The organism is Micromonospora sp. NPDC047793 (assembly GCF_040642635.1).
GTDB lineage: Bacteria > Actinomycetota > Actinomycetes > Mycobacteriales > Micromonosporaceae > Micromonospora.
Genome location: NZ_JBEYSG010000006.1, coordinates 1 through 17708, shown reverse-complemented (window position 1 = coordinate 17708; position 17708 = coordinate 1). Strand labels below are relative to the sequence as shown.

The window sequence follows — 17708 nt, the reverse complement described above, 5'->3', positions numbered from 1 at the left end:
GGTGCCGGGGTGCGAAGCGGTGGTCACACGCTCACCGGGGATCCCAGGAACACGCGTGCGGAGGTGTCGATGTGCGCGGCCACGGCGGCGAGCCACGCCTGCGGGTCGTCGCCGTCGAGGGCGGCGAGTTGTGCGGCGTGCTCGGTCAGGGCCGCCTCGGCCCAGCGGGGCGAGAGCCGGAAGCTCGCCTCGCCCATCCGGACCTGCCGGTCCCGTAGCCGTTGGTACAGCTCGGCGAGGATCTCGTTGCCGGCGGCGTCGACCACGGTGGCGTGGAACGCCCGGTCGGCGGCCATCAGGGCGGTCAGGTCCCCGGCGGCGTGTGCGGCGCGCATCTCGGCGAGCCGCTCGGCCAACCGGTCACGGATCTCGGCGCGGCGGGGCCAGATGCGCTCGGCGGCGTGCACCTCGACGAGTCGGCGGGCCTCCACCACGTCGGCGATCTCGCGGGCGGACACCGGCAGGATCAGTGCGCCCCGCTTGGGATAGAGGCGGACCAGTCCCTCGGTCTCCAGGCGCAGCAGCGCCTCCCGGACCGGGGTCCGCGAGACGCCGGTCGCCTCGGCGATCTCTCCCTCGCTGACCAGGGCGCCGCCCGCGTACAGCTGCTCCAGGATGGCGCGTTTGAGGTGGTGGTAGGCCCGTTCGGCGGCGGAGGGCACGGCGACTCGACCGGCCACCGAGGGATGCGTCATGTATCTATCATCCGTCCGACAACGGACGTCGATGCGACCGGGGTGACCGGCGCGGACGCCCGCACTAGTGCGGGCGGCGCACCCGGCCCCGGTTGCCGACGGCGGTCAGCAGACGGCCGTGCCCGACCGGTGCGACCCGGGCCATCAGGTCCGGCAGCCGGGCCGACCAGCCGATCAGGACCCGTCCCCGGCGGCGGGCCACCCCGCGCAGCATCGCCTCGGCGGCGGTCCTCGGGTCGATGGTGAGCAGCCGCTCGAACCGCTGCCGGCCCACCTCGTACTCGGCCTCGTCCACGCCGCTGCCCACGCGGGCGTCGCGGGCGATGCGGGTCCGGATGCCGCCGGGGTGCACGCAGGTCACGCCGACGCCGTCGGCGGCGAGCTCGTGTCGCAGCGCCTCGGTGAAGCCACGGACGGCGAACTTGCTGGCCGCGTAGGCGACCTGCCCGGGCGGGGCGATCAGACCGAAGAGGCTGGAGACGGTGACCAGGTGCGCCCCGGGCGCGGCCTTCAGCGCCGGCAGCAGGGCGTGGGTCAGCTGCGCCACAGCCCGGAAGTTGACCTCCATCACCCAGCTGAACTCGTCGAACGTCACCTCGTCGAAACGCCCGCCGAGCGCCACCCCGGCGTTGTTGACCAGCAGCCGGATCGCCGGATGCCGGTCCCGGACCTGCCCGGCGACCGCCCCGGTGGCGGCCGCGTCGGCCAGGTCCACCACGTACGTGTCCACCGGCCGTCCGGGGTGTGCGGCGCGGACGGCGTCGGCCACCGCGTCGAGCCCGGCGGCGTCGCGGTCCAGCAGGACCAGTGCCGCGCCGCGCCGGGCCAGGCCGTGTGCCAGCGCCGCCCCGATGCCACCGGCCGCGCCGGTCACCACCGCGGTGCCGTCGGTGAAGTCGAACCTACGCATCGACGGCACTCCCCCGTGGCGCGCCTGCCGCGTCGAAGCGGACCCCGGCGTCGGTGACCCGCCCGTAGCGCAGCATCAGCAGGTCACGCGGATAGTTCTGGTGCAGACGCCAGGGCGGGCGGTGGCCCTGCGACGGCAGGTGCGCCAGGCCACGGCGGACGTACCCGGAGGTCAGGTCGATCAGCGGCGCCCGACGCCCGTCGGGCGGGGCGAGCGGGGTGACCACCCGGGTCCCGGTGCGGTCCAGGTGGCGCAGCAGGCGGCACACGTACTCGGCGACCAGGTCGGACTTCAGCGTCCAGGAGGCGTTGGTGTAGCCCAGCGTCATGGCGAAGTTCGGCACGCCGGAGAGCATCATGCCCTTGTAGGCGACCGTCCCGGGCAGGTCCACGTCGACGCCGTCCACCCGCAACGTCATGCCGCCGAGCGCGAGCAGGTCGAGCCCGGTGGCGGTGACCACCACGTCGGCCGGCAGTTCCGCGCCGCCGGTGAGCCGGACGCCGTGCGCGGTGAACGTCTCGACGGTGTCGGTCACCACGCTGGCCCGCCCGGCGGAGAGGGCGTCGAACAGGTCACCGTCGGGCACCACGCAGAGCCGCTGGTCCCACGGGTCGTAACTCGGCGTGAAGTGGCGGTCGACGTCGTACCCGGCCGGCAGCCGCCGGGTCACGGCCCGCCGCAGCAACGCCCGGACCAGCCCGGGCGCCCGCCGGCTGAGCTGGTAGGTGGCGGCCGTGGCCAGCACGTTCTTCGACCGGATCAGCGGGTACGCCAGCCGAGCCGGCAGGCGCCGCCGCAGCGTGTCGGCGACCGCGTCCCGGGCGGGCAGCGCCAGCACGTACGTCGGGGACCGTTGCAGCATGGTCACGTGGGCGGCGCGCCGTGCCAGTGCCGGGACCAGCGTGACGGCGGTGGCACCGCTGCCGATCACCACCACGGTACGACCCGAGTGGTCGAGGTCGGCCGGCCAGTGCTGCGGGTGCACGATCCGCCCGGTGAACCGCTCCTGCCCGGGAAAGTGCGGGGTGTGCCCGGCGTCGTAGCGGTAGTAGCCGGTGCAGGCGTACAGGAAGTCGCAGGTGAGCACCACGGTGTCGGCGGTGTCGGCACGGTGCACGTGCACCGTCCAGCGGGCCCGTTCGCTGTCCCACTCGGCACGGACGACCCGGTGCCGGAAACGGATGTGCCGGGTCACGTCGTACACGTCGGCGGTGCGTCGCAGGTAGTCGAGGATCGTGCCACCCTCGGCGATCGCCGTCGGCGCGGTCCACGGCGCGAAGGAGTAGCCGAGGGTGAACATGTCGGAGTCCGAGCGCACCCCGGGGTAACGGAACAGGTCCCAGGTGCCGCCGAGGTCGTCGCGGGCCTCCAGCACGGCGTACGTCTTGTCGGGGCAGTGGCGACGCAGGTGGCAGGCGGCGCCGATACCGGAGAGCCCGGCACCCACGATGAGCACGTCGACATGGTCGGACATCGGCTCGCCTCCCGCTCCCCTGCTGGTGCCCCGGACCCTACCCAGCCCCGCCGGGCGGCCTACCCCACCCCGGCGCGCCCGGCCGCCGCGCGGTGCGCTACTCCCCGGCGGCGGTGACCAGTGTCGCGGCCGGGACCAGCAGGGCGCGTTCGTCGGCGCTCTGGGCGGGGTCGGCGCGGCGTCGCGCCACGGCCGCGTCGACCAGGGGTACGGCGTGACCACGGATCGCCCGCAGGTAGGCGCGCATCAGCTCCCCCGCCTCGGCGGCCATCGGCTGGTCCCGGTCCACGGCGACCTGGGCGAGGATGAGGGCGGTCATCGCCACGTCCAGCCCCGGTGCGCCGTGCCGCACGTTGTGCCAGTCGATCAGCACCGGCCCGGGCGGTTCGAGGACGACGTTGTCCGGGTGCAGGTCCAGGTGCAGGATCCGCTCGCCGTCTGCCGCGTCGGGCAGCGGTGCGACGGCGTGCAGGCGGCGGTGCAGGTCGGCCAGGACCGCGGCGGCCGCCTCGACGTCGATTCCACCGGTGAGCAGCGCGTGCAGCATGGTCGGGCCGGACAGCCGCCGCATCACCAGATCCGTGCCGTCGGCGTGGTGCACCCGGGGCACCGGGTAGCCGACGGCGTGCAGGTGGGCCATGAAACGGGCCTCGACGGCCACGTCGCCGCCGGCGCGGTAGCGGCGTAGGACCCGCTCGCCGTCCAGCGCGTACACGTCGGCTTCCCGGCCGGAGGCCAGGGGGATCGGGTCCGTCACGACAGCGACGGTAGCCCGTCGACGCGCGGTTCCACGGTGGACTTCGGGGGGACACTGTGCGTGGTCGACCTGTGTCACTCTGAACGACGGGGTCGGTCGCTGGAGGTGATGGTCACGTTACGCACGCAGCAGCTCGTCGCCGTGCCGGACGTCCCACCGCTCGACGTCGACGTGCCCGTCGGGGCGACGGCGGCACTGGTCGCCGAACCCGGCGTGGGCACCTCCGTGGTCCGGGTGGTGGTCGGGTTGGTCGCGCCGGTCAGCGGCCGGATCCTGGTCGGCGAGCGGGACGTCACCGACCTGCCGCCACCGCGTCGGCGCATCGGGTACGTGCCGGCCGGAGGTGCCCTGCTGCCGCACCTGACCGTCGGCCGCAACATCTCCTACGGCCAGCGCCGCCGCCAGCGGGTCCACGACGTCGCCGACGACTGGGCGTCCACCCTGGTCGACCGGCTCGAACTCGCCCCGACCCTGGGGCTCCGGCCGCACCAGATCTCGGAGGCGCAGCGGTTCCGGGTCGCCCTCGCGCGGGCCATGGCGTGCCTGCCCGAGGTGCTGGTGGTCGACCTGCCCACCCCGGTCGACGGGGTGCGCCTCACCCCGCTGCTGGACCGGCTGTCCCCACCGGACTCCCCCCGTGTCACCGTGCTGATCGGCTCGGGGCACCCCGAGGTGCTGGCCGAGGTGCCCATGCAGGTTCCGGTACGGGCCGCCGACGGGGCGACGGCGTGACCGCGGCCGGGCGACTGCGCCGTCGTACCCTGCTGCGGTCCGCCGTGGCGACGACCGTGGCCGGGGCCGCCGGCTGCGCGCGGGGTCCCCGCCCGGTGCAGGTGGCGGTGGTGTGGAGCGGCGCCGAGCTGACCCGGTTCCGGGAGGTGGTCGCCGGCTTCCCCGACGTCCGGGTGATCGGCGTGGGCAACGACATCGACGCCTTCCTGACCGCGCGGATGCTCGCCGGCACCAGCCCGGACGTGGCGATCCTGCCCCGACCGGGGCTGATCGTCGAGTACGCCCGTCGGGGCTGGCTCGACCGGGTCGCCCCGGCCAGCAGTTACCTGGCGCCGGCCGGGATGGCCGACCTGCTCACCGTCGACGGGCACCGGTACGGCCTGTGGATCAAGGCGGCGCACAAGTCGCTGTTCTGGCACTTCCCGTCCATGCTCGCGGAGCCGCCCCGCACCTGGGACGCGCTGGTCGAGACGACCCGCCGCCTCGGGGCACGCCACCGGGCGGGCGAGGGCCCGGCGCCGTTGGCGGTCGGTGCCGCCGACGGGTGGGTGCTCACCGACTGGTTCGAGAACGTGCTCGCCGACATCGCCCGTCCCGGGGGGTACGAGGCGCTGGCCCGGGGCGAGGCCGACTGGCAGGGCCCGCCGGTCCGCGACGCCCTCGACCGGCTCGCCGAGCTCTGGAGCGTCGACGGCGCGTTCCCCGGCGGCGGTCAACGTGCCCTGCTCACCCAGTTCGAGGAGTCGGTGATCCAGGTGGCGCACCACCGGTCCGCCGTCATGGTGTTCGAGGCCGACTTCGTCGACGGCGTGGCCGCCCGCTTCCGGCGCGGCACCGAGCCGCTGGTGACCTTCCGGTTTCCCGGTTCACGGGTGGCCGACCAGCCGTTGGTCGTCGGCGGCGACGCGGCGGTCGCCTTCACCGGCTCCGCCGCCGGGGTGGAGCTGGTGCGCTGGCTCAGCGACGCGGCGGCGTTCCGGCCCTGGTTGGAGGCGGGCGGCTACCTCTCCCCCAACCTCGTGGTGCCGGTGAACAACTACCGTGACCCGCTGCGTCGGCGGCTGGCGGCGGAGTTCCGGGCCGTCGAGGCGCTGCGCTACGACCTGTCGGACCGCCTGCCGGGCACCTTCACCGGCACCGACGGGGTGGGGATCTGGCGCATCATGCAGGACTTCTTCATGGACGTGACCGACGGGGTGGCCGCCCGGGAGGCGGTCCGGCGGGCCACCGGGCAGCTCGCCGAGGCGGCCCGGGCGGCGGGGAGCGGACGATGAGGCGCGACCCCGTGCTCGGACAACTCGCCCTGCTCGACGACGTGGGACCGCCCCGGCGCGGGCGCGCGTACCCGGCGACCGGCGCCACCTGGGCGTTGCTCGCCCCGGCCGCGCTCCTGCTCGGTGGGTTGCTGGCCTGGCCGGTGCTGCGGACGGTGCAGGCCAGCGTCACCACCGACGGGCGGTGGGTGGGCGCCGAGCACTACCGGGCCGCCCTGACCTCGCCCGGCGCCGGTGCCGCGGTGGGCCGGACCGTGCTCTGGGCGCTGCTGGTGCCGACCGTGGTCACCGTCCTGGGGTATCTGCTCGCCGCCGCCTCGCGCCGGTCCCAGGAGGGCTGGCTGGTCCGGTTCATCCTGGTGGTGCCGACCGCGTTGCCGCTGGTGGTCACCGGGGTCACGTTCCGGCTGCTCTACGACCCGGACCCGCAGCGGGGCCCGGTGACCCTGCTGCTGGCCTGGTTGACCGGCACACCCGAGCGGGTGCCGCACCTGCTCGGGCCACGGCTGGTGACGGTGGCGGTGATGTCGGCGTTCGTGTGGGCCTGGGTCGGGCTGGCCGTGCTGGTGTTCCGGGCCGCACTCGACACCGTGCCCGCCGATCTGGTCGACGCGGTACGCGCCTTCGGCGGCTCCCGTCGCGACGTGTTCTGGGACGCCCAGTGGCGACCGTTGATGCTGCGTACGGTGGCGGTGGTCTTCGCCCTGGTCGCGGTCGGCACCAGCCGCACCTTCGACCTGATCCTGGTGATGACGCCCGGCTCGGTACGCGACGAGGCGTCGGTGCTGGCGCTGCGGATCTGGCAGACGTCCGGGACGACGACCACCGGGCAGGGCGCGGCCCTGGGCGTGATCTGGCTGGTCGCGGTGACCGCCGGCATGCTCGTGGTGTCGATGTTCATCCGGCAGGCGTGGCCGCCGCCACCGCCACGGGCCGTGCCCGCTTCCGCGCCGCCGCCGCGACGACTGGTCCGGCTGCTCGCCGCAGCGGCCGCCGTGGCGTGGCTGCTGCCGCTCGGGGTGCTCGCGGCCACCTCGTCGCAGAGTCCGGTGCGGGCGGCCACCGCCGCCTGGTGGTCCGGGCCACCGGGTCTCGACTCGTACCGGGCGGTGCTCGGCGGGACGGGCCTGTGGCGCAGTCTGGGCTTCACGCTGCTGCTGGCCCTGGTCGTCACCGCCGTCGTGCTCTGCGTGGCGCTGCTCGCCGCGTACCCGTTGGCCTGGCTGACCGGGCCACCCGCCCAGGCCGTCGGGCTGGCCCTGCTGGCCGCCGCGGTGGTCCCGGTGCAGGTCGTCGCGGGGCCGATCAACGAGGTGCTCGGCCTGGCGCTCTCTTCCGGCACCGCGCGCGGGCTGGCGCTGGTGCACATCGCGCTGGGGATCCCGTTCGCCGTGCTGGTGCTGCGCAACGCCTTCGCCGACCTGCCCGCCGACCAGGTCCGGGCCGCCCGCCTCGGTGAGCGGCACCTGTGGGACACCCTGCGACGGCTGGTCCGCCACCACCGCACCGCCGTGGTGGCGGTGGCCGTGCTGGAGTTCGTCCAGGTGTGGAACGACCTGGTGGTGGGTCTGCTGTTCAGCGGCCCGGACGCCACCCCGCTCGGTTGGTTCCTGGCCGAGCAGACCCGGGGTTTCGTGACCGGCAGCGGCACGCTCGCGGCCGGATCGGTGCTCGCCTCGATCCTGCCGGTGCTGGTGTTCGTGCTGGGCCGCCGACAGATCGTCGCCGGGCTGGTCGCCGGGGGCGTACGGTGACCGGCCCGCGCCGGCCCACCCGGCGACCTCGCCTGCTCAGCGTGCTGCTGGCGCTCGGCGGTGTCCTCAGCGCCGGAGTCAGCGCGCTGCTGGGCAACATCACCGGCAACCTGGTCTCCGACCTGTCCGTGACCGCCCTCGGCTCGGCCAGCCTGGGCCTGGCGGCACTCGGTGTGGCCGCCTCCTTCCTGGTGGAGTGGCGACGCCGGCAACGGACTCCGGTGCCCGCCGACGACCACGCCGTCCCCTCGGCAACCGTCAACGCCCCCACCCTGCCCAGGTCGGGCGGGTTCACCGGACGCCCCGGACAGGCGGAGGAGGTGGTGGAGCTTCTCGACCCGGAGCACGCCGTGGCGGTGGTGGGTCGACGGGGCATCGGCACCTCCTGGTGCGCCATCAAGGCCGCCGACCTGTGCAAGGACCGGTTCCCCGACGGGCAGTACTACCTCGACCTGCGCCGAGGCGGTCGGGCACTCTCGCCCCGGGAGGTCCTCACCGCGCTGGCCCGCATCCTCGGCACCACCCCGCCGTACTCGGGACGCGCCGACGACCTCGCCGACGCCGCGGACGCGCTGCGCGGCCAGGTCGACGGCCGCAGAGTCCTGCTGGTGCTGGACAACGTGGACGACCCCGCCCAGGTCCGCACGCTGCTGCCACCGACCACCCGGGTCTGCCAGCTACTCCTGGCCGGCACCGGACGGCTCGGTGCGCTCAACGGAGTGCAGCCCTACGGGCTGGCGGAGCCGACCACGAAGGACGCGGTGGAGATGTTCGCCGTCGCCGCCGCCGGGGGACGTCGTCCGCCGCGCGACGACCCGCGTCTGGACCCCGACGCCGAGACGATCGTGGAGCTGTGTGGCCGCCAACCCCGTGCCGTGACCGCGCTGGGCCGGCAGACGACCACACACGGCTGGCGACACGCCGACGTGCTGCACGCACTGCGTCGGGCCGCCGACACACCACCGCACCAGCGGGTCGACTTCTCGCCGATGGCCGAGCTGGTCGTCGCGCAGGACACCGCGTACCACGCCCTCGGTGCCGAGGCGCGGAGACTGTGGCGGCTGATGGCGCTCAGCCCGGTGCCGCTGGACCGGCCGAGCATCGCCGCGCTGGCCCGACGCCGCCCGGATCGCGTCGCCGCGCTCATCGACGAGCTGGCCGACGGCGCCTTCGTGAAAGCCGAGACCGGCGACCGGTACGAGATCAGAGAACCTCTCGCCCCGTACGCGCGGATGCACCTCCGGGCGACCGTGCCGGTGCGCCGCCGGGTGAACGCCCAGGCGCGGCTGACCCGGCACCTGGCCCGCCGGGCCGAACGGCAGGTGACCGGGCTGACGGCGCCCGGTCCGCCGGGGACCGACCAGCGACTACCGACCGACGACCCGTACGACTGGTTCACCCTGCACCAGGACCTGCTGCTGGCCGTGGTCAAGGTGCCGGCCGGCGCGGTGCAGGCGCTGCCCCGGCGGGTACGGGGTTGGTGGTTCCGGTTGGCGGTGGCGTCGTGCGGGTGGCTCGCCCACGCCGAGCGGCGCGACGCGTGGGAGGACCTCTGCCGGACGGTGCTGGCCAACCCGACCACCCAGCAGCGGCCGGAGATCGCCGGGTGGGCGCACAACCAGTTGGGCGTGGTGCTGCGGCACCGCCACGACCCGCACGGCGCGATGGCCGAGCTGAGCCTGGCGGTGACCGCGCAGGGACGCCGGGGCACCGCCCAGGCCCGGATGAACCTCGGGCTGGCCCTGCTCGACCTGGGGCGGCTGGACGAGGCGGTGGCCCACCTGGAGTTGTCCCGTCGGCACCGGGCCGGCGGCGACCGCGCCGGGCAGGCCCTCAGCGACCTGGGACTGGGCGCGGCACGGCTGGCGCGCGGCGACCGGGAGGCCGCCCACGACCTGCTGGTGCGGGCGGCGAACACGTTCCGTTCGCTGGGCGACTCGCGTGGCTACGCGGCGGCGCTGACCAATCTCGTCCTGGTGCACGTCGCGATGGGTGAGTACCTCGACGCGGCCCAGGCGTGGCGGGCCGCGCTGCGCGAGTACGAGACGGTGGTCGATCCGACCAACCGGGCGGCGGCGCTGCTCAACGCGGGGGCGGCGTTGCTCGGCACGGCGCCGGGCCAGGCCGACCAGGCGTCGGCGTGGCTGACCGAGAGCCTGCGGCTGCGGGCGGGCGGTCGGGCCGACGCGGGGCTGGGTAGGACGCTGTTGCACCTGGGCGACGCGGAAGCCGCCCGGGAGCGCTACGACCTCGCCCGCCGACACTGGATCGACGCCTCGGCGGTCTGCGAGTCGGTCGGCGACGAGGAGGGTCAGCGGGCGGCCGACGACCGCCTGGCCGACATGCGGTCCGTGGAGCCGACGTCGGGGTGATCCGACGCCTCGCGGGCCGCGTGCCCGGTGCCGACGGTGTCAGAGGGTCTCGCCGGTGGTGAGATACCGGTAGCCGCGGACGGTCTCGCCGAACCAGCCGTTGACGCTGGCCAGGCCACGTTCGTTGAGCTGCGCGTCGTGGATCGCGACGACCCGCTCCGCCTCGGCTGCGACGGCGAAGTCGACGGCCTCGGTCAGCTTCAGCCAGGACGCCTGCGCCGGGACCAGGAGGGTCCGTATCGGTCGGCCGGGTGGATGCAGTGAGTCGCCCGGGTGGTAGACGTCGTCCCCGACCAGGTAACCGAGGTTGGCGCAGTCGGGCTGACCACCGTGGATGGTGGCATGTCGTCCACCGACCGCGGTCACCTCGAGACCGGCGGCGGTGAACCGGTCGCCGGCCCGCACCCGGGTCACCGGCAGGGGTGCCAGGTCCGGCAACACGGCGCCCTCCGGCGCGAAGACCGGCACGCCGAGGCCGGCCAGCCGCAGGACGTCGATGTGGTCGGTGTGCTCGTGGCTGACCAGCACGGCGTCCGCGCCGACCAGTGCGCGCGGCTCGCTCCAGGTGCCGGGGTCGATGACGAGGACACCGCCGTCGTGTTCGAGCCGTACGCAGGAGTGGGTGTACTTGGTGATCCGCATGGCGCGACGCTAGGTCAGTCGGCCGCCGGGCGTGGTCCCGCGACGGCGGCGGCGGACGGGCGGTTCGTCGGCTGCCGCCGCCACCGCCTGGCACAGGTCCACGAGTGGGTCGTCGGCCTGAGCCGCGCAGGCGACCTGTCTCAGCAGGTCCCGCAGCTCGCCGCGCTGGGCGGGGGTGAGCGTCCGGAGCAGTCGGGTCTCGACGCCCGCCAGTGCCTCGCGGCGGCGTCGGGCCGCGTCGCGGCCGGCGTCGGTGAGCGTGACCAGGCGGCTGCGCCGGTCGACGGGATCGGGACGGCGTACCACCAGCCCGTCGCGCTCCAGGTCGTCGATCAGGTATGTCAGGACGGTGCGGTCGATCCCCAACTCCTCGGCGACCGCGCCCTGGTTGCGGGCGGGCTCCCGGTCGGCCGCGACGAGCACCTGGTAGCCGCGCGGGCCGCCGGGCAGGTCGCCGGCGACGTGGTCGGCCGCGCGGATGTAGGACCGGAAGACGACGCCGAGCATCCACCCGAGGTCGTCGGTGATCGGGTCGGTGCGGGGATCACTGTCCTGCGGACCGGTCATCCTCACAGATTAACCCAGATCACAGATTTTATTGGGCGAAGATGTTCTGTCCGCAATAACATCTGTGGTGCGGGGTGATCACCCCGAGAACGGGAAGGAACGCAGACATGAGCGACTACGGGCACTCCCTGACCTTCGGGTCGTTCCTGACGCCCGGCAACGCCGACCCGGCCGGGCCGGTCGGCCTGGCCATGCTCTCCGAGCAGGTCGGGCTCGACCTGGTCACCTTCCAGGACCACCCCTACCAGCCGGCCTTCCTGGACACCTGGACGCTGCTCAGCTTCGTCGCCGCACGCACCGAGCGGGTACGGCTGGCCGCCAACGTGACGAACCTGCCGCTGCGACCGCCCGCCGTGCTCGCCCGCAGTGTCGCCAGCCTCGACCTGCTCAGCTCCGGTCGGATCGAACTCGGACTGGGCGCCGGGGCGTTCTGGGACGCCATCGAGGCGATGGGCGGTCGACGCCTCACCCCCGGCCAGGGCGTACGGGCCCTGGAGGAGGCAATCGAGATCATCCGCGAGATCTGGGACGCCGAGGCGCGGGGCGGCGTCCGGGTGGACGGCGAGTTCCACCGGGCGCTCGGCGCCAAACGCGGTCCGGCGCCCGCCCACGACGTCGGCATCTGGCTCGGCGCGTACAAGCCCCGGATGCTCGCGCTGACCGGACGGCGGGCCGACGGCTGGCTGCCGTCGCTGGCCTACCTGCAACCCGGCGACCTGGCCAAGGGGAACACGATCATCGACGACGCGGCCACCGAGGCCGGCCGGTCGCCGGAGGACGTCCGACGGCTGCTCAACGTCAACGGGCGGTTCACGGCGACCGGTCGCGGGCCGCTGGACGGTCCGGCCGAGCAGTGGGCCGAGGAACTGGCCGACCTCGCCCTGACCGACGGCGTCAGCACCTTCATCCTCGGCACCGACGACCCGGACGACCTGCGGCGCTTCGCCGCCGAGGTGGCTCCGGCCACCCGGGAGCTGGTCGCCGCCGAACGCGCCTCCGGTCGCGGCGGTGGCACGCCCACGCCGACCGACCGGGCCGAACCGTCCCCTGGCCCGACCTCGGCCGCCGCCGGTCGGACCGCCCGACCGGCGCGCCCCCGGGCCGAGCTCGGGTCGAGCGCCTTCGCCGTGGTGCCGACGCCCGACGACGGCGTACGCCGCAGCGACGTCCGGGTGTGGGACGAGTCGGCCCGGCCCAGCGGCCCGGCACCGGACCCGACGCGCACCTACACCACACACGAGCAGGCCGGCGCCCAACACCTGATCGACGTCCACGACGGCCTGCGCAGCGAGCTGGCCCAGATCCAGGACCTGATCGAGCAGGTCGCGGCCGGGCTGGTCGACGTCGGCACCGCCCGATCCCACATCAACACGATGACCATGCGGCAGAACAAGTGGACGCTGGGCACCTACTGCGAGTCCTACTGCCGGGTGGTGACCACGCACCACACCATCGAGGACCGCTCGCTCTTCCCGCACCTGCGCCGCACCGACCCGCGCCTCACGCCGGTGATCGACCGGCTGGAGGCGGAGCACCACGCCATCCACGACGTGCTGGAAGGCGTCGACCGGGCACTGGTCGCGTTCGTCGCCACCCCGGACGGCACCGCCGAGCTGCGGGCCGCCGTGGACCTGCTCAGCGACACGCTGCTGTCACATCTGGCGTACGAGGAGCGTGAGCTGGTGGAACCGATCGCCCGCCTGGGCGCGCACTGACCACCGGCGGGCCGCCCCCGTCAGGCTGCGGGTGCCCGGCGCATCCCCCACACCCGGGGACCGCCGTCGGGCACCCGCACCTCACCGGTGACCACGAAACCGAGCCGCCGGTAGAAGCCGACGTTCCCCTCCGAGGAGGTCTCCAGCACCACCGGGAGCCCCGCACCGGCCGCGTCGGCCAGCCCCGGCCCGAGCACCCGGGAGCCGAGACCGGCGCCCCAGCGGTCGCGACGCACCCCCACCGTGGCCAGCAGGTACGCCGGGTCCGCGGAACGCAGCGGCGCGCACGCGGCCTCGGCGGCCACCGCGGCCTCGTGCCGATCGCCGGCCAGCTCCGCGTTCCGGGCGGCCAGATCGACCCAGACCTGGTCCGGCACCGACCGGTCCGGTGACAGCCACACCGCGACCGCGACGATCCCCCCGGCCGGCTCGACCGCCGCCCACACGTCGCCGTACGGCAGGCCCACCGCCTCGACGGTCAGGGCGAACAGCGCGGTCAGCCGTTCCCGGTGCCGGTCCGCCGCCACCGTCCAGGCGGTCCACGGGTACCCGTCGAACGCGTCGGCCAGTGTCCGGGCCGCCCCGGTCACCTCGTCGGCCGCCAGCCGCCGTACCTCGATCTCCATCCGTCCTCCCGCCCCCGTCGGCACCGGCAGGCATCCTCGCACGTCGCCCCCGCTCCGGTGCACGTCATGCGGTCGCGGGCCGACCGACCGGAGCGGGGACAATGGGGGCGAGACGGGGAGGTCGGGTGTCACAGTTCGAGGGGTCGACCGGAGCGAGCATGCGGACGCCGCGCACCGGCGCGCAGGACAGCCGGTTGCGGGCCGACTGTGGGCGGTGCTTCGGGCTCTGCTGCGTCGCCCCGGCGTTCTCGGCGTCGGCCGACTTCGCGGTCGACAAGCCCGCCGGGCAGCCCTGCCGCCACCTGCGCACCGACTTCGCCTGCGGCATCCACGTCGACCTGCGTGATCGCGGCTTCCCGGGTTGCACCGTCTTCGACTGTCACGGGGCCGGTCAGCGCGTCGCACAGGAGACCTTCGGCGGGCGGGACTGGCGGGCCGCGCCGGAGACCGCATCGCTGATGTTCGACGTCTTCGCGGTGATGCGTCCCCTGCACGAGCTGCTCTGGTATCTGACCGAGGCGCTCACCCTCCACCCGCCCGACGCGCTGCGCGCGGACCTGGGCGCCGCGCTCGCCGAGACGGAACGGCTGGCCGGGGGCAGCCCGCAGGACCTGCTGGCCCTCGACGTCGAGGCGTACCGGGGGGAGGTCAACCGGCTGCTGTCGCGTACCGGCGACCTGGCCCGGGCCCGTGGCGGCCCGCCGGGCGCGGACCGGCGCGGCACCCTGCTGGTCGGTCGGGACCTGCGCCGGACCGACCTACGGGGGGCGAACCTGCGCGGCGCGGTGTTGATCGGCGCCGACCTGCGCGGGGTGGATCTGGCCCGGGCCGACCTGACCGGCGCGGACCTGCGCGGGGCGGCGCTGGACGGGGCCGATCTGACCGCCGCGTTGTTCCTGCACCAGTCGCAGGTCGACGCCGCGCGCGGCGACCGGCGGACCCGACTGCCGGACCGGGTAACCCGACCCGCGCACTGGTCGGCGCTGCCGCTGACTCCCCGTCCGGCGGGCCGTCGGCCGAGGCGACGCTAGCGGCGGGTCGAGGCGACGGCCGCCCGCGCCTCGCTCATCCCCTGGTTGGCCAACGCGTCCGCCCGCTCGTTCTCCGGGTGCCCGTTGTGGCCCTTGACCCACAGCCAGGTGACCTGGTGCCGGGCGCAGGCCGCCTCCAGCCGCTGCCACAGGTCGGCGTTCTTCACCGGTTGCTTCGCCGCGGTCCGCCAACCGTTGCGCTTCCACGAGGCCAGCCAACTGGTGATGCCGTTGCGGACGTACGTGCTGTCGGTGTGCAGCTCGACGGTGACCGGCCGGGTCAGGCTCTCCAGGGCCTCGATGGCGGCCATCAGCTCCATCCGGTTGTTGGTGGTCGGTGTCGCCTCACCACCACACAGCTCCCGCTCGTGGGAGCCGTACCGCAGCAGGACACCCCAGCCGCCCGGGCCGGGATTGCCGCTGCACGCACCGTCGGTCCAGATCCGCACCACCCGACCGGCCGCCTCGTCCACCATGGGGCAAACCTACCGAAGGCTCCCCCGACGGCCGGGCCCGGCACCCCGGTGCGACCGGGCGGGTCAGCGGGGCGGGGCGTCCGCGTCCGACGGGGCGACCACGGCGGGCGGGACGGTCCAGGGCGGACGGCGGCCCGGCGCGATCCGGTCGCGGAGCCGACCGGCCGCGTCGGCCACACCGGCGGTCACCATCGGCAGCATCCGGGTGGAGCGCATCACCGCCAGGTCCTCGGCGCGGGTGGTGCCGCCGTCGAGGAACCGCAGCACCCGCGACGGCGGGTTGCGGTCGAACAGCCGACCGAAGAACTCCGGACCGCCGACCAGGTCCCGGTCCAGGGCCCGCAACGCCACCGCGTCCATCCAGCGGTGCCGAGGCGGGTACGCCGACGCCGGCACCGGGTCCCGACCGGCGGCCACCTCCCGGGCCACCTGCTCGGCCTGGCGGTGCATCGCCGAGAACGTGAAGCCGGTCGACGGGCGGGTGGCGCCGCCGGCCGTGCCGAGACGGACCACCCGGGGCGACGGTCGGGCCACGAACGGCCCGTCGGTCATCGGGATGACGCCGTTCTCCACCTCGGTCACCGTGAGCCGGGCCGGATCGAGCCCGAGCAGGTCCCGGTAGCCGGCCAGGGCCGCGTCGTACGCCGCCGAGGTGAGCAGGTCCGGTCCGAACTCGGTGTACTCGACCAGGGCGTACCGGCTGTCGACCGGTAACACGTAGCCGAACGAGACGCCCCGGACCGGTTGCGGGGTGCGGAAGTCCATCAGCACGGCCCGTTCCGGGTCGAACACCGGCCGGTCCGCCGCCAGCCACCAGCCACGGAAGTGCTGCAACCAGTTCGTCCGGCCGGGTCGACGCGGTGGCCGGGGCCGGGAGTCCAGCACCCAGGCGGCACGCAGGGGGCCGTCGCCGGTACGCACCACCACCCGGTCGCCCTCGTCGTGCACGTCCTCGGCACCGGCGACGATCCGCCGTACCCCGAGACGCCGTTCCGCCTCGGCGGCCCGGTCGTAGATCGGGCCGGAGCGCAGCATCGCGTACCGCAGGGGGTTCAGGTCCAGGGTGCGGTGCGTGCCGGGCGTCACCACCTCGACCTGCGTCCAGCTCGCGACGAGCAGCTCGTCCAGGTCGTTGCCGGGCTCGTCCCAGAACGCCCACGTGCGGTCCTGGCCACGCCGGTGCACCGGGTCGACGACCGCGATCCGCAGGTCGCGTACGCCGTGCCGGGCCAACGCGGCCAGCACCAGCGAGGCGGCACCACCCCCGCCGACCAGGGCGAGATCGACGTCGACCGGCGCGGAACTCATCCGGTCACGCTGCCACACCGGCCCCGCCGTCGTGGTGTCAGGCCCCGATCAGGGTCGGCGCGACGGTCGATAGGGTCACCGCACCGGCGCGTCGCCGTGCCGCGTGCCGCCACCGGAGGACGTCATGACCACCCGCGCCGCGAACACGCTCACCGCCCGCTGGGCCGCGACCCTCGACGACGAGGCCACCGTGCTCTCCGGCGCGGGCGTCTATCCGCTGCTGGCGCTGCTCGCCCGGTACGCGGACGGTCCGGCCCGGGACGAACTGTCGGCCGTGGTCGGTGACCCGACGGGCGTGGACCTCACCGACTCCCCCACCACCCGGATGGCGCTCGGCTTCTGGGCACGGCGTGGCCTGCCGCTGTCCGAGCGGTGGCGCACCGAGATACCGGCCGCCCTGCGCGGCGAACTCACCGGGGACGAGGCCGTCGACCAGGCAGCGTTGGACGCGTGGGCGGCCGCGCGGACCGACGGTCGGATCACCGCCATGCCGGTACGCGCCACCAGCGGGACGGCGATGGTCCTGGCCAGCGCGCTGTCGGTGCTCACCACCTGGAAGAAGCCCTTCGACAACACGCGGTGCCGGCCCACCGACGGTCCCTGGTCCGGACAGGATCTCGCCGGCCTGCGCCGACGCGGCCGCGACCTGGACGCCCTGCGGGTGGTCGACGCCGTCGGCGGGCCGGTGAGCCTGCTGACGGTCGAGGGCACCGAGGACGTCGACGTCCTCCTCGCCCTGGGTCCCGCCGGACACGGTCCCGCCGAGGTGCTGCCCGCCGCGATCGGCGTACTCGACGGGGACGCCCCCGCCCTGCCGCTCACCGACGGGCCGGGCGTGACCGAGCAGATCGTCGACGCCTCGGACGCCACCCCCGAGTTGACGGTCTCCACCGTCGCGTTCACCGTCGACGCCTCCCACGACCTGCTGCGGCAGCCCGGTCTGTTCGGGCTGACGGCCGCGACCGATGCCACCGGGGATCACTTCCCCGGCATCACCGCGCGGCTGTCCGTCACGCAGGCCGTGCAGAACGCCACCGCCACCTTCCACGCCACCGGCTTCTCCGCCGCCGTGGTGACGGCCTTCGCGATGCGGGCCGGTGCGATGCGCCCACGGGCCACCGCACGCAAGCGGCTGGTCGAGTTGACCGTCGACCGGCCGTTCGGCTTCGTCGCCGTACACCGACCGACGAACCTGGTCCTCGTAGCCGGCTGGATCACGCACCCTGCCGCCGTCGTGTAAGGAAGGGCCCCCTGCTATCGCCTGGTGTATAGGAAGGGTCCCTTCCTAACATCTCTCCATGGACAGACGCTGCCGGCCGGTACCCGTGGTGGGTACCGGCCGGCAGCGTTCTTGCTCCCCCTTGTGCGAGGAAAG

16 protein-coding genes are annotated in these 17708 nt (G+C 74.6%); 7 read left to right on the top strand and 9 right to left on the bottom strand.

The window, feature by feature from the left end; genetic code table 11:
* Positions 1-23: 23 nt before the first annotated feature.
* From ABZ738_RS14525 to ABZ738_RS14510, 4 genes are all read right to left on the bottom strand, one after another.
* Complete coding sequence (locus ABZ738_RS14525; RefSeq protein WP_131056507.1) at positions 24-695, bottom strand: GntR family transcriptional regulator; 672 nt, start codon at positions 693-695, stop codon at positions 24-26.
* Positions 696-759: 64 nt separating this feature from the next.
* Positions 760-1605, bottom strand: coding sequence for an SDR family oxidoreductase (locus ABZ738_RS14520; RefSeq protein ID WP_357213391.1), 846 nt, complete (start codon positions 1603-1605; stop codon positions 760-762).
* On the bottom strand, positions 1598-3079 hold the full coding sequence (locus tag ABZ738_RS14515) for an NAD(P)/FAD-dependent oxidoreductase (protein ID WP_357213388.1): 1482 nt from the start codon (positions 3077-3079) through the stop codon (positions 1598-1600). Before ABZ738_RS14515 ends, ABZ738_RS14520 begins: the two co-directional genes overlap by 8 nt.
* Positions 3080-3176: 97 nt before the next feature.
* Positions 3177-3836, bottom strand: coding sequence for a phosphotransferase (locus ABZ738_RS14510; protein ID WP_176094181.1), 660 nt, complete (start codon positions 3834-3836; stop codon positions 3177-3179).
* A gap of 108 nt (positions 3837-3944) precedes the next feature.
* On the opposite strand from ABZ738_RS14510, the gene ABZ738_RS14505 reads away from it, so the two are divergent.
* From ABZ738_RS14505 to ABZ738_RS14490, 4 genes are read left to right on the top strand one after another with little or no spacing between them, the layout of a single operon-like run.
* Positions 3945-4568, top strand: coding sequence for an ATP-binding cassette domain-containing protein (locus tag ABZ738_RS14505; RefSeq protein ID WP_357213382.1), 624 nt, complete (start codon positions 3945-3947; stop codon positions 4566-4568).
* Positions 4565-5842 carry an extracellular solute-binding protein gene (locus ABZ738_RS14500; RefSeq protein WP_357213379.1) on the top strand — a complete coding sequence of 426 codons (1278 nt, stop codon included), beginning with the start codon at positions 4565-4567 and terminating at the stop codon, positions 5840-5842. The genes ABZ738_RS14505 and ABZ738_RS14500 overlap by 4 nt, the downstream gene beginning before the upstream one ends.
* A complete protein-coding gene (locus ABZ738_RS14495; RefSeq protein WP_357213376.1) occupies positions 5839-7596 on the top strand; it encodes an ABC transporter permease subunit in 1758 nt (585 codons plus the stop codon). Before ABZ738_RS14500 ends, ABZ738_RS14495 begins: the two co-directional genes overlap by 4 nt.
* Entirely contained in the window at positions 7593-9968 is a 2376-nt protein-coding gene (locus ABZ738_RS14490) for a tetratricopeptide repeat protein (RefSeq protein WP_357213373.1), read from the top strand. Before ABZ738_RS14495 ends, ABZ738_RS14490 begins: the two co-directional genes overlap by 4 nt.
* A 39-nt stretch (positions 9969-10007) precedes the next feature.
* On the opposite strand, the gene ABZ738_RS14485 is transcribed toward ABZ738_RS14490, so the two are convergent.
* The gene (locus ABZ738_RS14485; RefSeq protein ID WP_357213370.1) at positions 10008-10610 is read right to left on the bottom strand and encodes an MBL fold metallo-hydrolase; all 603 of its coding nucleotides are present in this window, start codon (positions 10608-10610) and stop codon (positions 10008-10010) included.
* A 9-nt stretch (positions 10611-10619) separates the two neighbouring features.
* Complete coding sequence (locus tag ABZ738_RS14480) at positions 10620-11177, bottom strand: MarR family winged helix-turn-helix transcriptional regulator (protein WP_131054748.1); 558 nt, start codon at positions 11175-11177, stop codon at positions 10620-10622.
* A gap of 107 nt (positions 11178-11284) precedes the next feature.
* On the opposite strand from ABZ738_RS14480, the gene ABZ738_RS14475 reads away from it, so the two are divergent.
* On the top strand, positions 11285-12892 hold the full coding sequence (locus tag ABZ738_RS14475) for an LLM class flavin-dependent oxidoreductase (protein ID WP_357213367.1): 1608 nt from the start codon (positions 11285-11287) through the stop codon (positions 12890-12892).
* A 20-nt stretch (positions 12893-12912) separates the two neighbouring features.
* Here the strand turns inward: ABZ738_RS14475 and ABZ738_RS14470 are convergent, their stop codons facing one another.
* Positions 12913-13512 carry a GNAT family N-acetyltransferase gene (locus tag ABZ738_RS14470; protein ID WP_131054753.1) on the bottom strand — a complete coding sequence of 200 codons (600 nt, stop codon included), beginning with the start codon at positions 13510-13512 and terminating at the stop codon, positions 12913-12915.
* A 164-nt stretch (positions 13513-13676) separates the two neighbouring features.
* Here ABZ738_RS14470 and ABZ738_RS14465 point away from each other — a divergent pair, with 164 nt between their 5' ends.
* The gene (locus ABZ738_RS14465) at positions 13677-14549 is read left to right on the top strand and encodes a pentapeptide repeat-containing protein (RefSeq protein ID WP_357213840.1); all 873 of its coding nucleotides are present in this window, start codon (positions 13677-13679) and stop codon (positions 14547-14549) included.
* On the opposite strand, the gene rnhA is transcribed toward ABZ738_RS14465, so the two are convergent.
* Together rnhA and ABZ738_RS14455 are read right to left on the bottom strand one after the other, a co-directional pair.
* Entirely contained in the window at positions 14546-15025 is a 480-nt protein-coding gene (gene rnhA / locus ABZ738_RS14460; protein WP_131054750.1) for a ribonuclease HI, read from the bottom strand. The genes ABZ738_RS14465 and rnhA overlap by 4 nt on opposite strands.
* 63 nt (positions 15026-15088) lie before the next feature.
* Positions 15089-16333 (bottom strand): lycopene cyclase family protein, encoded by a 1245-nt coding sequence (locus ABZ738_RS14455; protein ID WP_357213364.1) that lies wholly within the window; start codon positions 16331-16333, stop codon positions 15089-15091.
* Between the two features lie 124 nt (positions 16334-16457).
* Between ABZ738_RS14455 and ABZ738_RS14450 the strand changes: the two genes are divergently transcribed.
* Positions 16458-17573 carry a serpin family protein gene (locus ABZ738_RS14450; RefSeq protein ID WP_357213361.1) on the top strand — a complete coding sequence of 372 codons (1116 nt, stop codon included), beginning with the start codon at positions 16458-16460 and terminating at the stop codon, positions 17571-17573.
* Positions 17574-17708 lie beyond the last annotated feature (135 nt).